We start from the raw sequence: 14,486 nt of genomic DNA, 5'->3' as shown, positions 1-14,486 counted from the left end.
GTGGCGTCCGACCGGGACGGTCCGGCCACCCGACGGCACCGCGCAGGGCGCGGCGCCGTCGGGCCGGCGGGACTACCCGGCCCGCTCCCGGCCAGGCGGGCCCGAATCGGGAGTACGGCGCGCAGCCGTCACAGGTACATGCCGTGGCGGGCGTCCGTGGTGGTGGGCCGCGGCAGGCCCCGGCCGTCCCGCAGGGCGAACAGCTCCGCCAGCGTCATGCTCGACCGGACTCCCTCCGCGGAGCCCAGCCAGGACACCGCCTCGGTGTGTGGCAGGGCTCCCACCTCGATCTGGGCAAGACAGCGGCCGGGACGGACAACCGCGGGATGCATGCGCAGCAGATCCTCGTTCGTGGTCAGGGCGACCAACACCTCGCGGCCCTGCCCGACCAGACCATCGGTGAGGTTCAGCAGTCGAGAGAGCTGCTGGCCAGCCGCACCCCGGCCGTCCCCACGGATCAGGTCGTCGCAGTCCTCGATCACCAGCAGCCGCCACCGGTGGGCGGGTGGCTCGCCCATGCGGTCGGTCGCCGCGGCCTGGGCACCATGACTGTCCGCATCCCCGGACCCGGCATCGCCGCTGTCCGCATCCCCGGCCCACGCGATCCCGCCGTCGGTACCCCCGCCGTCGGTACCCCCGCCGTCGGCGCCGCGGGCGTCGGCGCTCTCCCCCTCCGGGTCCCCGTCGTCGTCGAAGCCGATCGCGACCTCCATCAGGTAGGCGGGATCGGCGAACAGCGCCTCGGGATCCAGGACGCAGTCGACCTGGCACCAGGATCGCCATTCGTTCGCCAGGGCCCGCAGCACGGTCGTCTTCCCGGTTCCCGCCGGACCATGCAGGAGGATCAGGCGGCCGACCACGTTGTCCCGGCGAACCGCCATGAGCCGGTCGAGCGGGCCCACGGCGGCCGACGCGTAGTTGGCGCGGATCGAAGCCCACGTCGTGGTGGCCGTCCGGCGGCTGGTCCGGATCGGACCACGTTGACTGGACAGATACCAGAAACCCATGTTGACGGCGTTGTCCGCACCGCTCTCGGCGACGGACGAGCGGAGCACGTCCTCGATCACCACCCGGGCGAGCTGTTCGCTCACCGCGGTGACGGTCACCTCACCACCCCCGCCGCGCCAGCGCACGGCTCGCACTGTCCAGCCCTCGCCGACCGCGAGACGTGAATCGCGGGACTCCTCGACAACCGCGCGCAGGACCCTTGCCCCTGACGGCAGCAGCGTGGCTCCCGGCCGGAGCCGGTCGACCCGGGCACTGCGGGCCCAGGGCTGCTCACCGGTTGTGAAAGGAGCCAGGGCGAGTGCGTCGACGACGTCGTAGGGCGTGTCCGAGTCGTCCAGGCCGACAACGAAAGGGAGCTTCATCCCTCCGCTCAGTGACTCGGAGACCATCCAGGACTTAGGCAGCGACGCCTTCTGATGTGGAACTGACACCTGTCCGATGGTCCCGGACAACTCAGCGCCCGGCCATCCCGTTGCGCGATTTACTCGGGCACATCGCGGGGGCCGTACACCGCCCGCGACCTGTCGCGTGCCTCCATCAGGGCCGATCCGAGGACGTTGCGGCCCGGCCAACCTCCCGGGGAATCTCCCGGCCCCACCAGCGGCGCGCCTACCTTAAGTAATCCATCAGCCACTCCAAGCTTCTTCCTGGGAGGTGGTCAGGATGCTAGGAGGGCTACTCATCCACCGTCGGCGCCGAAAGTCGGCGCAGCCGGAGCCGGACGACCATGCCGGCACCGGGGCCGGTACCGGGGCCGGTACCGCGGCCGGTACCGCGGCCGGTAAGGGCGACGGTGACGCGAGGAAGCCCGGTGAAACGGGAACCGGTGCCACGGGAACCAGCGCCACGACGAGCGGGGGCGCCCGGCTGGGCCGGGGTCCGTTCGACGCGGTGGACGCGCCCGATGACGGCCGGGCGCGAGCGGATTTCGGAGCTCTCGTGGTGCCGCGGGTGAACGGCACCCGGATCCGGGTCTCGGCCTCCGGGCCGATGCCCACCCTGGCCGCGATGGACGGGACATCCGTCCTGGAGCTGTCCGTCCTCGCCGCCCCGCGCAGCGGCGGCCTGTGGGCGTCGATCCGCGAGGACCTGGTGCTCTCGGCACCGGAGGACACGGAATGGAACGACGAGGACGGGCCCTACGGCCCCGAGCTGCGCATGCCGCTCGACACGGCCGTCGGCCGCCTGCCCGCCCGCATCTTCGGCATCGAGGGGCCGCGGTGGATCCTCTGTGCGGTCATCACCGGTGCGGCCGCGGTCGACGTGACGGCGGCGCCGCTGCTGGAGGAGGTACTGGACGGGCTCGTCGTCGTCCGGGGGGACGCGGCGATGCCGGTGCGCGAGCCCATCCCCTTCGAACGTCCCGACAGATTCGACCGTCCCGACCGTCCCGACCGTCCCGACCGAACAACCGACACCGCCGCGGCCATTCCGGAGCAACCCCCGGAACGCAGGATCATGACGCTGGCGCTGCGGGGCGCCAACCGCGAGGCCCCCCCACCCGCGGCGTCGTGACCCGGCCCGTCCACCACCGGCCCGGCTCAGGCCCGTGGGGAGTCGGTGTACTCCACGAGGTCGACGAAGATCTGGGCTGCGGCCTGGTAGAGATCGGTCCGGAGATGTTCATGGGCAGCACGCGGAGCTATCCGGTCGACGGTCTTCAGCCCAACGCCGGAAGCAGACGTGCAACGGCGGCCGTTCAGAAATCGTCTGTAAACGGATTTATCAAGCCTGTTCACCATGCGGGAAGGATGGCGCGGTTCGGGTCGCCCGGGCCGGTCACCATCGGACCGGGGCTCCCCCGGAGAGCACCCGGCACGACGGGCGGAGGTGCGGAGTGTCGGCCACGCTAGCGCTGGGTCTGCTGCTGCAGGGGCTCGCCTTGGTCGTGGTGGTTCGCGGTCGGGGCCGGCACGCCGTGTCCAGTCTCGGGCTGATGTTCGTCGGTGCCGCCATCGTCTACCACGGGGTGACGGAGGTCCTGCAGGTCCTGGTGCCGTCCTACAGTGACAACCGGCTGTTGACCACGGAGTCCGACGTCGCGGCCTACACCGTTCTGGTCGGGTTCTCCCTGCTCGCGTTCGCTTTCGGTTATCGCTTCGCGACCCCGCGCACGCCGCCGTCCACCGGTTTCCGCCGGGAGGAAGTCTTGGACTTCTTCGACTGGCGGGTCCTGACTCCGCTGGCCCTGGCTGCGGTGGCCGTGACAGCGGTCGGCAGGAACACCTCGCCCGGCCACGCGGACCCCTCGACGGTCACCGGCAGTCCCTACCTCGTCAGCGGCTTCGCGACGCAGTTCCTGGTCGTCGGCCTCGCCCTGGGAAGCTTCGCCGTGCTCGTGCGGACGAAGGGCCGCGGATTCCTCCCGGTGCTCGGCGTCCAGTGTACGTTGCACACACTGGCGGGGCAGCGGCTGCCGGTGGCGATAGCCGCGGGCGCGGTGATCTACCTACTGTCCATCGTCGGGATTCCCATACGCCGACGGCAGCTCGTCTCGGTCGTCGCGCTCGTGGTTCTGGCCTACGTCGTCATCTACGGGGCACGCGCGGACGCGGGCCGGCAGGTGTTCGGGTACAGCGTGGGTCCCGGGCAGCGCCTGCAGGCCCTGGCCTCCGGTCTGACCCATCTGGAAGGCGGGATAAACCCGGGCGAGGTGGGAGACCTCGGGGTCCGCCTGGACGGGAACTCCTACCCGTCGATAATCCTGCGACGGCTCCGCGACGGTTCTCCGCCCATCGGTCCGGTAACCCTGTGGAACGACGTCAACATCGCCGTCCCGCGTTTTCTCAATCCCGACAAACTGAATTCCGACCTGGAGTCGCGTTCCCTCAAGACGCGCCTGTCCGACACCTACGGGATCACCAACGCGTTCGACCGCCTGCCCACCCAGCTCGGTGAGCTGCTGCCCATCGGCGGTCCGCCGTGGATGGTGACCCTCGCGGCTCTGGCAGGATTCGTCCTCGTCCGACTGGAGTACGCGCTGCGCGAATGTCGCCATCCAGCGGCTCTCCTGGGCCTGCTGGCGCTGGTGGCCGCGATCCTGCAGTACGAAGGCGGGATCGCGCTCTACACAATCAACGGCCGCGGTGTCCTGGCCATCGCGGCCGGACTGTTCGTGTGGCGGAAACGACGGATCTTCCGGCCCGCGACGGTTCGGGGGCTGACCACCCTACCGCCGCTGTACACCGGCACCCCGGCCACCGTCGCGCGGGCCGGCTCCGACGAGGACGGCACACCGACCAACCCGTCGCAGCCCGGCCCGTCGCCGGGTGACCCGGTGCGGACCGAGCCGGCGTCCGCTGGCAGGGACGAGGCCGCGGCGCAGGTCACGGCCTGCGGCCACGGCCCACGCCGCAACCGGTGAGGGGGTGGCGGCGCGGCGGCCGCGGTCTCTCTGACGTTCCGGAGGGCGGTGTCCGGCTTCCCGTCAGTGCGCGAGCAGCCGGATCGCGACGCCCAGCGACGCCCGTGCCGGAGCGTCCCCGAGGGGGCTCGCCGCCGCCGGCGTCCTGCTAGCGTGCCCGGTTGTGCCCAGCAGCATGCGCCGAGCGTCCGCCGCCCCCGCCGCCGAGCTGCCCGGAGACGTCCAGCTGCCCGGAGACAACCGGCGGGGGCCGGCGTGACCGTGCACTTCATCGGGGCCGGACCGGGCGCCGCCGACCTCATCACCGTCCGCGGCCGGAATCTGATCGCGTCCTGCCCGGTCTGCCTGTACGCCGGCAGTCTCGTCCCGGTCGAGCTGCTGGCACACTGCCCGCCCGGGGCCCGTCTCGTCGACACCGCCCGGATGCCGTTGGACGACATCGTCGCGGAGCTGGTCGCGGCCGACGCCGCCGGTCACGACGTCGCCCGCCTGCACTCCGGCGACCCGTCGCTCTACAGCGCCGTCGCCGAGCAGATGCGCCGGCTCGACGCGGCCGGGATCGCCTACGACGTGACGCCGGGTGTCCCCGCCTTCGCCGCGGCGGCGGCGTCGCTGCGCCGGGAGCTGACGGTTCCCGGCGTCGCCCAGAGCGTGGTGCTGACCCGCACGGCCGTGCTGTCCAGTCCCATGCCGCCCGGCGAGGACCTCGCCACCCTCGGCCGGTCGGGGGCGACCCTCGTGCTGCACCTGGCCGTGCACCGTATCGAGACGCTCGTCGCCGAGCTCGTGCCGAACTACGGTACGGACTGCCCGGCAGCCGTCGTCGCCTGGGCCAGCCGGGCCGACGAGATCGTGTTGCGCGGCACGCTCGCCGACATCGCCGGTCGGGCGCGGGCCGCGGGGCTCACCAGGACGGCCGTGATCATCGTGGGTCGCGCCCTGGCCGCGGAGGGTTTCCGGGACAGCTACCTGTACTCCCGGGAACGCTTCGGACCGGACGGATGCGTGTCGTCCGTTCCCCCGGCCTCCCCGGTTTCCCAGGCCTCCCCGGCAAACGCCGCGCCGTGTGGCCCGGATCCCGCCCCTCGGGCTCGGTGACCGGGCGCCCCCGGGGCTCGGTGACCGGGGCACGCCGCCTGCTGCTGCTCGGCGGAACCGGGGAGGCGCGCCGCCTGGCGACCAGGCTCGGCTCCCCGGATCCCGCCGGCACGGAACGCATCGAGATCGTCTACTCGTTGGCCGGTCGAGTCCGCGAGCCTGCGCTGCCACCGTCTTGCCAAATCCGGATCGGCGGCTTCGGCGGGGCGGCGGGCCTGGCCGACTACCTGCGGGCCGAACGGATCGATGCGGTGGTCGACGCGACCCACCCGTTCGCCGCGACGATGACCACGCACGCCGCACAGGCCGCGCGCGCCACCGGCGTTCCGCTGCTCGTCCTGCGCCGGTCGAGCTGGCGCGAGCAGCCCGGCGACGACTGGCGCCGGGTCCCGTCGCTGGCCGGCGCGGTCGCCCTGCTCGACCGGTTCGTCCTACCCGGACCGCGCCCGCATTCCGATCCAGCCCCACGGGTGTTCCTGACCACCGGGCGAACCGACCTCGCCCTGTTCGCCGGCCTGCACCGGCCCTGGTTCCTGGCCCGGTCGGTCGAGCCGCCGACCGGCCCGGTACCGCCACGACTGACCGTCATCCTCGATCGTGGGCCGTTCGACGTCGCCGGGGAGACCGCCCTGCTGCGCCGGCACCGCGTCGACGTCCTCGTGACCAAGAACAGTGGCGGAACGATGACCGCGGCGAAGCTCGCCGCCGCCCGGGACCTCGGTCTGCCGGTCGTCATGGTCGACCGCCCGCCGCTGCCACCCGGGGTGGCCGCGGTCGACGATGTCGACGCCGCCGTGGCCTGGGTCGCACCACCATGGCCCAGGTGACCGGGGCCCAGGTGACCGGGGCCCAGGTGACCGGAGGCTAGGTGACCGGAGGCTAGGTGACCGGGTAACGACGTGGAGTGAACACGAGGTCCCGGCCGGGGCCACGGCGCACCACCCGGGTCGTCGACGAGCCGATGAGCAGCAGGCAGCGCATGTCGACCTCGGCCGGGTCGAACGCACCGAGGCTCGTCACGGTGATGCTCTCGGTGGGACCGCCGACATCCCGGCCGATAACCACCACCGTGTCCGAGGGGCGGTGTTCGAGCAGCACCTCGTGGGCCCGCTCCAGCTGATGGCGACGGGTACGGGAAGCCGGGTTGTACAGCGCCAGGACGAAGTCGCCCGCGGCCGCCGCCCGCAGCCGCCGCTCGATGACCTCCCACGGCTTGAGTCGGTCGGACAGCGACAGCACGCAGAAGTCGTGGCCGAGTGGCGCCCCGACCCGGCTCGCCACCGCCTGCGCGGCGGTCAGCCCGGGCACGACCCGCACCTCGACGCCCGCGAACCGCTCCGCCGCCGCGGCCTCGACGACGGCCGTGGCCATCGCGAAGACCCCGGGATCACCGGAGGAGACCACGGCGACGTTCGCGCCGCCGGCCGCCAGTTCGAGGGCGAGCTCGGCGCGCTCGGCCTCGACGGTGTTCCCCGAGGCGTGCCGGCGCTGGCGTTGATCGACCGGCACCCGGTCGAGGTAGGGGCCGTAGCCGATGAGGTCGTCGGCGGCGGCCAGCGCCTCGGCGGCCTGCGGCGTCAACCAGCCCGCGGCGCCCGGTCCGAGGCCCACCACGACGACCTCCCCCGCGCCGGGCGTGCCGCCGGTACCAACGGCGCCAGCCTTACCAACGGTGGGCGCCGTTGGTACCCAGCCCGCCTGCGACGCGCGCAGCGGCGCCGGATCGTCCGGCCCCCGGACCGGGCTCGGCAGTACCGCGAGCGAGAAGTACGGCACCGTGGCCGGGTCTACCGCACCGAGCGGGGCGATGCGCTGGCCGGAGGTGGTGGCCCGTTCCACGTACCAGGTGTCCGCGAGACGTCCCGCGGCGGTGAAGGCGTCCCGGACCCCCGGGAAGGTCCGTCCCATCTTGAGCACGACGGCGGTGTCCGTGCCGGCGATACGCTCGGCGAGGACCGTCGGCGGCAGCGTGCCCGGCAGCACGGTGAGGACTTCGTTGCCCTCGACCAGCGGCCGGCCGAGCACCGCGCACCCCGCCGACAGGGACGTCACCCCCGGCACGACCTCGGTCGGGTACCGGTCGGCGAGGCGCCGGTGCAGGTGGATGAACGAGCCGTAGAAGAACGGGTCACCCTCGCTGAGGACCACGACGTCCCGGCCGGCGTCGAGGTGGACGGCCAGCCGCTTGGCGCAGTCCTCGTAGAACTCGTCGATCGCGCCGCGGTAGCCACCGGGGTGGGAGGTCGTCTCGGTGGTGACCGGGTAGACCAGCGCCTCCTCGATCTGGTCGCCGCGCAGCTGGCTCGCGGCGACCGACCGGGCGATGCTGCGGCCGTGCCGGGCGCTGTGGTAGGCGATCACGTCGGCGTCACGGATCAGGCGGGCCGCCTTGAGGGTGACGAGCTCGGGATCCCCCGGTCCAACCCCGACTCCCCACAGCCGGCCCTTCGACGGCACCATTAATCCTCCTCGCTCGCGATCGCGTTGACCGCGGCGACCGCCATCGCGCTGCCGCCCCGCCGGCCGTGCACGACGAGATACTCCAACCGGGCCGGATCATCCACGAGGGCCTGCTTGGACTCCGCGGCGCCGATGAACCCCACGGGCACGCCGAGCACCGCCGCCGGTCGCCCGGCTCCGGCCGCGACGAGTTCCAGCAGGCGGAACAGCGCTGTCGGAGCGTTCCCGACCGCCACCACGGAGCCGGCGAGTCGATCCGCCCACAGATCCACCGCCGCGGCGCTGCGGGTGGTGCCCAGCCGCTCGGCGAGCCGCGGCACCCGGGGATCACCGAGCAGGCAGAGAATCTCGTTCGCGGCGGGCAGCCGACGGCGGGTCACACCGGCCGCCACCATCTGCGCGTCACAGAGCACCGGGGCGCCGGCCAGCAACGCCGCGCGCGCCGCAGCGACCACGCTGGGGGTGAAAGCGAGATCGTCGACGAGATCCACCATTCCACAGGAGTGGATCATGCGGACCGCGACCCGGGCGACGTCACCGGGCAGTCGATCGAGACGCGCCTCGGCCCGGATCGTCGCGAACGACCGACGGTAGATCTCCGCGCCGTCGCGAACGTAGGCGTAACGTTGCACACCGCTCATGTCTGATGCGCCGTTCATGCCAGCCTCCTCGCCGACCTGACGGCCGCGGCCAGGTCCCGGTGACCGTCGACGGGGCTCGACGACACGACCGTCGCCTCACCGCCATCCGCTCCGACGGATGCGACGGCGGCGGCTCCGAGACCCGTCCGACGGATCCGGTAGCCGGACCCGGTCGCCACAACCTCCACCACCCGTCCTCCCGGTTGCCCGCAGCGCCGCTCGCAACCCGACCAGTGCACCGGCGCGAGGGCCGGGCCAACCGGGACGGGTGGGAGGGCTCGCGGCCTCCCGGCCGGGTGCGTCGGCGCCGACGGGTCGTCAGCTCGGATCCGCACGGACACCGCCGCGTCGCGGCGGACATCCGCCAACGCCCGGGCGCATCCCGGCCGACCGGCACAGCTCGTCACGCCGACCCAGGATGATGCCGGATCGACGACCAGGCCCGCGTCCGCCGCCGCCCTCGACCACCGGGTAGCCTCGGCCGGGTCGAGATCGCGGAGCACGACGGACCGCCACGGCGTCACAACCAGGACGCCGTCTTCGGCATCGCCCGCTCCGCCAGCACCGTCACCACCACCGGCCGCCGCGGCGGCGGTGAGCAGGTCGAGCTGGTCGGCGCTCAGCCGCCCCAGGGGGACGAGCACGGTCAACGCCCGGCGGCCATCACGCTGCGGATGCGGACCGGGCCACGCGCCGGCCCGAACGGTGGCGCTCCCAGCAGCCTGAGCGATTCCAGCGGCCTGGACGATCCCAACGACCCCGGCCTCGGTCGCGGCAGCCGCGAGCAGGCCGTCCTGTCCGCCCGGTCCGCCCGGCAACTCGGCGATCCGCCAGGCCGTCGCGGCGGTGCCCGCCGCGGCGCGGGCCTCGATGAAGGCCCGCGTCGCGGCGAGGAGCGCGGGTACGGCGACGTGGACGGGCAACCGCAGCGCGCGGGTCGCGCCCGCGACGGCCAGCAGCATCTCCCCGGAAGGCAGGGCACGCAGCGCGAGGTCCGCGGGCAGCCCGGCCAGGTCCCCGCTGCCGTCGTCGACGGCGAACAGCAGCCGGCCGGGCAGCGCGGCGAGAGCCGGATCCGCGCACAGCCGGCGGTCCAGCTCGGCGACGACCGGCGCGATGTCCCGGCAGCCGGCCTCGCCGCGTCCGGACAGCGGCGAGCCCACGATGTTGCGGACCCGCTCGTGCGTCGTCGAGGGCAGCAGGCCAACCGCGCTCACCCGGGCGGCGAGCTCCTCGGCCGTGCCGTCGGCCAGGCCGCGTAGCTGCACGTTCGCCCGGGAGGTGAGCTCAAGGTGGCCGTCGGCGAACTCCCGCGCGCAGCCGGCGAGGGTCTTCGCCGCGGCGGCGGTCAGCCGGCCCCCGGGCAGCCGCAGCCGCGCGAGCGCGCCGTCCGCGGCCGGATGCGTCGTCAGCACACCGGGGCAGGCGTCGCGGACACGCTCCCGCGGACTGGTGGGCACCGGCGGAGCATACGTGCCGGACTCGGGCGATGCCGGTTGATCGTTTCTTTGTCACGACGACAGCGGAGTGCTTGACAACACCGCCCACCTCTCTGCGATCGTGACGGGGCCACGAGCGGCGAACGGCGAGGAAGTCCGGTGCGAATCCGATGCGAATCCGGTGCGGTCCCGCCACCGTCACCGGGGAGTGCGCCCCAGGCACGGCCACCGACGCGGGGCGTGGACCCCCGGGAAAGGCATCACCATGTCGCCTGTGCAGACTCCTCCCACCGATCCGTCCGACGACCCTTCCGACGATCCGTCGACCGCGTTCGCCCGCGAAGCCGGGGAGACACCAGGAGCCGGGGAGACGGAGGTTGACGCGGTCGTCCTGCTGCTGTCGACGTCCGACACCGACCTACTCTCCGCGCGGGCGAGCGGAGCCAGCTACCGCCTCGCCAACCCGGCCCGGCTCTCCGTCGCCGATCTCCCGGCGCTGACCAGCGGTGCCGATGCGGTCGTGGTGCGCATCCTCGGCGGCCGGCGGACCTGGGAGGAGGGGCTCGACACGCTGCTCGCCGGCCCGCGCCCGGTGGTCGTGCTCGGTGGCGAACAGACCCCGGACGCGGAGCTCATGGCCGTCTCCACGGTGCCCGGCGGCATCTGTGCCGAGGCACACGCCTACCTAACCCAGGGCGGTCCGGCCAACCTCGGCGAGCTGCACCGATTCCTCGCCGACACCCTGCTACTGTCCGGTACCGGATTCGCCCCACCGGTGACCATCCCGGCCTGGGGGGTGCTCGACCGGGCCGCGGACGCATCAGCCAGCCGGGACGCATCAGCCACCCCGGACGCATCAGCCACCCCGGACGCATCAGCCACCCCGGACGCATCAGCCAGCCGGGACGTCCCGGACGTCCTCGCGGGGAACGCGGTGCGGCCGGTCGCGGTGCGGCCGGTCGCGGTGCGGCCGGTCGCGGTGCGGCCGGTCGCGGTGCGGCCGGTCGCGGTGCGGCCGGTCGCGGTGCGGCCGGTCATCGGTGTCCTGTACTACCGCGCGCACCACGTCGCCGGGAACATCGCGTTCGTCGAGGCACTCTGTGCCGCGGTCGAGCGTGCCGGCGGGGATCCGCTGCCGGTGTACTGCGCGTCGCTGCGCGCCGCCGAACCCGAGTTGCTCGCCACCCTCGGGCGGGCGGACGCGCTGATCGTCACCGTGCTCGCCGCGGGTGGCAGCCAGCCGGCGCACTCCTGCGCCGGAGGCGACGACGAGGCGTGGGACGTCGGCGCGCTGGCCGCGCTGGACATCCCGATCCTGCAGGGACTGTGCCTGACCAGCGGCCGGGCGACGTGGGCGGAGTCGGACGACGGGCTGTCCCCGCTGGACGCGGCGACACAGGTGGCGATCCCCGAGTTCGACGGGCGCCTGATCACCGTGCCGTTCTCCTTCAAGGAGATCGATGCGGATGGGCTGACAAGCTACGTCGCCGACACCGAACGCGCCGACCGGGTGGCCGGCATCGCCGTCGCGCACGGCCGGCTGCGGCACGTCCCACCGGCCGAACGCCGGGTGGCGCTCATGCTCTCGGCCTACCCGACGAAGCACTCCCGGATCGGCAACGCGGTGGGCCTCGACACCCCGGCGAGCGTCGTGCGCCTGCTGCGGGCGATGCGCGCGGCTGGATACGACATCGGGCCCGACGACGGCCCGGACGCGCTGCCGGGGGTCACGGCCGAGGACGGTGACGCCCTGATCCACGCGATCATCGCCGCGGGCGGGCAGGATCCGGCCTGGCTGACCGAGGAGCAGCTCGCCGGCAACCCGGTCCGGATCAGCGCGGCGCGGTACCGGGCGTGGTTCGACACCCTGCCCGCCGACCTGCGGGAGAGCGTCGAACGGCATTGGGGGCCCGCGCCCGGCGAGCTGTACGTCGACCGGTCCGCGAATCCGGACGGGGAGATCGTGCTCGCCGCGCTGCAGGCCGGCAACATCGTGCTGTTGGTCCAGCCGCCACGCGGCTTCGGGGAGAACCCGGTCGCCATTTATCACGATCCCGGCCTGCCGCCGAGCCACCACTACCTCGCCGCCTACCGGTGGCTCGCCGGCGGCTCCGGCGGCTCCGATAGTTCCGGCGGCTTCGGCGCGCACGCCGTCGTCCATCTGGGTAAGCACGGGACGCTGGAGTGGCTGCCCGGCAAGACCGTGGGCATGTCCGCGTCCTGTCCGACCGACGCGGCGATCGGCAACCTGCCGTTGATCTACCCGTTCCTCGTCAACGACCCGGGCGAGGGCACGCAGGCGAAGCGCCGGGCGCACGCGACCCTGGTCGATCACCTGGTTCCGCCGATGGCCCGCGCGGAGAGCTACGGCGACCTGGCCCGCCTGGAACAGCTGCTCGACGAGCACGCCACCATCGCCGCCATGGATCCGGCGAAGCTGCCGGCCATCCGGGCGCAGATCTGGACGCTGATCCAGGCCGCCCGGCTCGATCACGACCTGGGACTGACCGACCGGCCGCACGACGCCGAGTTCGACGACTTCCTGCTGCACGTCGACGGGTGGCTGTGCGAGGTGAAGGACGCGCAGATCCGCGACGGCCTGCACGTGCTCGGCGAAGCACCGACCGGCGGGGCGCGGATCAACCTGGTGCTCGCGATGCTGCGGGCCCGGCAGATGTGGGGCGGGCGCGTCACCCTGCCGGGGCTGCGGGAGGCCCTCGGGCTCGTCGAGGACGACCGGGCGGCCCGCGGCACGGTCGACGCCGCCGAGGCGACGGCGCTCGCCCTGGTAACGGCGATGGAGGAACGCGCCTGGGACCCGTCGGCCGCATCCGACGTGGTGACGACCGTCCTCGTCCCCCCTCCCTCGCCAGCGACCATCCCCTTGCCCCCCTTGCCTATCCAGAGGGATAAACCGGACACAAAAGCCTCTGGAAAGGCAAGGAAAGTCCACGGCCCGGCAGGCATGGACGCGGACGCGGAGACCGACCCGGTCCGGGAGACGGTGGCGGCCGTGCTGCGGTTCGCCGCCACGGAGATCGTGCCGCGGCTCGCCCGGACCACCGACGAGGTCACCGCCGTGCTGCACGCCCTCGACGGCGGCTACGTCTCGGCCGGTCCCAGCGGCTCGCCGCTGCGGGGTCTGGTCAACGTGCTGCCCACCGGGCGGAACTTCTACTCGGTCGACCCGAAGGCCATCCCCAGCCGGCTCGCCTGGGAGACGGGCCAGGCAATGGCGACCTCCCTGCTCGATCGGTACCGGGCCGACACCGGCACCTGGCCCGAGTCGGTGGGCCTGTCCGCCTGGGGAACCAGCGCGATGCGCACCTCCGGCGACGACGTGGCCGAGGTGCTCGCCCTACTCGGCATCCGTCCGACCTGGGACGAAGCGTCGCGGCGGGTCAGCGGGCTCGAACCGATCGACCTCGCCGAGCTCGGCCGGCCCCGCATCGACGTCACCGTGCGCATCAGCGGCTTCTTCCGGGACGCGTTCCCGTACGTGGTGGCGATGCTCGACGACGCGGTCCGGCTCGCCGCCGGCCTCGACGAGACCGACGAGGACAACTTCGTGCGCGCCCATGCCCGTGCGGACCTCGCCGGGCACGGCGACGAACGGCGGGCCACCCTGCGTATCTTCGGCTCCCGGCCGGGGGCGTACGGCGCCGGGCTGCTGCCTCTGATCGACAGCCGGAACTGGCGCGATGACGCCGACCTCGCCGAGGTATACGCGACGTGGGGCGGCTACGCCTACGGCCGCGGGGTCGACGGCACCCCCGCCCGGGAGGACATGGAGTCGGCCTACCGGCGGATCGCCATCGCCGCGAAGAACGTCGACACCCGCGAGCACGACATCGCCGACTCCGACGACTACTTCCAGTACCACGGCGGCATGGTCGCAACCGTACGCGCGCTGACCGGCCGGGCGCCGGCTGCCTACATTGGCGACAGCACCCGGCCGGAGGCGGTCCGCACCCGAACGCTGTCCGAGGAGACCTCCCGGGTCTTCCGCGCCCGGGTGGTGAACCCGCGGTGGCTCGCGGCGATGCGCCGGCACGGCTACAAGGGGGCGTTCGAGATGGCCGCCACCGTCGACTACCTGTTCGGCTACGATGCCACCGCCGGCGTGGTCGCGGACTGGATGTACGAACGGCTCGCCACAACCTACGCACTGGACCCGGAGAACCAGAAGTTCTTCGCCGAGTCCAACCCCTGGGCGCTGCACGGCATCACCGAACGGCTGCTGGAGGCCGCGGCGCGCGGCCTGTGGGAGCACCCGGAGGCTGCGACCCTCGACGCGCTGCAGGAGCTGTACCTGCGTACCGAGGGCGACCTGGAGGACGGTCCCACCGGCGACGCCTGAGATCGCCGGGTCCGGCCGGTCCGGCCAAGTCGCAGGGCAGCAGGGCCGGCGGGCAGCAGGGCCGGCGGGCAGCAGGGCCGGCGGAGGACAGGTGGCGGGCCACCTCACGCGTCACG

At 73.2% G+C, this 14,486-nt stretch carries 9 protein-coding genes; 5 read left to right on the top strand and 4 right to left on the bottom strand.

From position 1 onward, the window contains the following. Positions 1-128: 128 nt before the first annotated feature. Positions 129-1,439: a DUF5925 domain-containing protein gene (locus tag FRANCCI3_RS07670; protein WP_011435965.1), complete on the bottom strand. Its 1,311-nt coding sequence runs from the start codon at positions 1,437-1,439 to the stop codon at positions 129-131. A gap of 232 nt (positions 1,440-1,671) precedes the next feature. On the opposite strand from FRANCCI3_RS07670, the gene FRANCCI3_RS07665 reads away from it, so the two are divergent. The 4 genes from FRANCCI3_RS07665 (at position 1,672) to FRANCCI3_RS07640 (ending at position 6,297) form a co-directional block, all read left to right on the top strand. Continuing rightward, entirely contained in the window at positions 1,672-2,523 is an 852-nt protein-coding gene (locus tag FRANCCI3_RS07665; RefSeq protein ID WP_011435964.1) for a DUF3710 domain-containing protein, read from the top strand. A gap of 322 nt (positions 2,524-2,845) precedes the next feature. Beyond that, positions 2,846-4,372 (top strand): hypothetical protein, encoded by a 1,527-nt coding sequence (locus tag FRANCCI3_RS07655; protein WP_011435963.1) that lies wholly within the window; start codon positions 2,846-2,848, stop codon positions 4,370-4,372. Between the two features lie 255 nt (positions 4,373-4,627). After that, positions 4,628-5,470, top strand: coding sequence for a precorrin-4 C(11)-methyltransferase (cobM, locus tag FRANCCI3_RS07645; protein ID WP_011435962.1), 843 nt, complete (start codon positions 4,628-4,630; stop codon positions 5,468-5,470). Beyond that, complete coding sequence (locus FRANCCI3_RS07640; RefSeq protein ID WP_023840481.1) at positions 5,467-6,297, top strand: cobalt-precorrin-6A reductase; 831 nt, start codon at positions 5,467-5,469, stop codon at positions 6,295-6,297. The genes cobM and FRANCCI3_RS07640 overlap by 4 nt, the downstream gene beginning before the upstream one ends. Positions 6,298-6,349: 52 nt before the next feature. Here the strand turns inward: FRANCCI3_RS07640 and FRANCCI3_RS07635 are convergent, their stop codons facing one another. The 3 genes from FRANCCI3_RS07635 to FRANCCI3_RS07625 are packed head-to-tail and all read right to left on the bottom strand — an operon-like array spanning position 6,350 to position 10,031. Further along, on the bottom strand, positions 6,350-7,930 hold the full coding sequence (locus FRANCCI3_RS07635) for a precorrin-2 C(20)-methyltransferase (RefSeq protein ID WP_011435960.1): 1,581 nt from the start codon (positions 7,928-7,930) through the stop codon (positions 6,350-6,352). Beyond that, positions 7,930-8,589 (bottom strand): precorrin-8X methylmutase, encoded by a 660-nt coding sequence (locus FRANCCI3_RS07630; protein WP_011435959.1) that lies wholly within the window; start codon positions 8,587-8,589, stop codon positions 7,930-7,932. The genes FRANCCI3_RS07635 and FRANCCI3_RS07630 overlap by 1 nt, the downstream gene beginning before the upstream one ends. Next, positions 8,586-10,031: a nitrite reductase gene (locus FRANCCI3_RS07625; RefSeq protein ID WP_011435958.1), complete on the bottom strand. Its 1,446-nt coding sequence runs from the start codon at positions 10,029-10,031 to the stop codon at positions 8,586-8,588. Before FRANCCI3_RS07625 ends, FRANCCI3_RS07630 begins: the two co-directional genes overlap by 4 nt. Positions 10,032-10,275: 244 nt before the next feature. On the opposite strand from FRANCCI3_RS07625, the gene cobN reads away from it, so the two are divergent. Beyond that, positions 10,276-14,370: a cobaltochelatase subunit CobN gene (cobN, locus tag FRANCCI3_RS07620; protein WP_011435957.1), complete on the top strand. Its 4,095-nt coding sequence runs from the start codon at positions 10,276-10,278 to the stop codon at positions 14,368-14,370. The last annotated feature ends 116 nt before the right edge of the window (positions 14,371-14,486 follow it).

The sequence above is a fragment of the Frankia casuarinae genome, assembly GCF_000013345.1.
In the GTDB taxonomy this organism is placed as follows: domain Bacteria; phylum Actinomycetota; class Actinomycetes; order Frankiales; family Frankiaceae; genus Frankia; species Frankia casuarinae.
The sequence above is the reverse complement of the archived record's forward strand: the minus strand, read 5'-3'. Positions and strand labels throughout refer to the sequence as shown.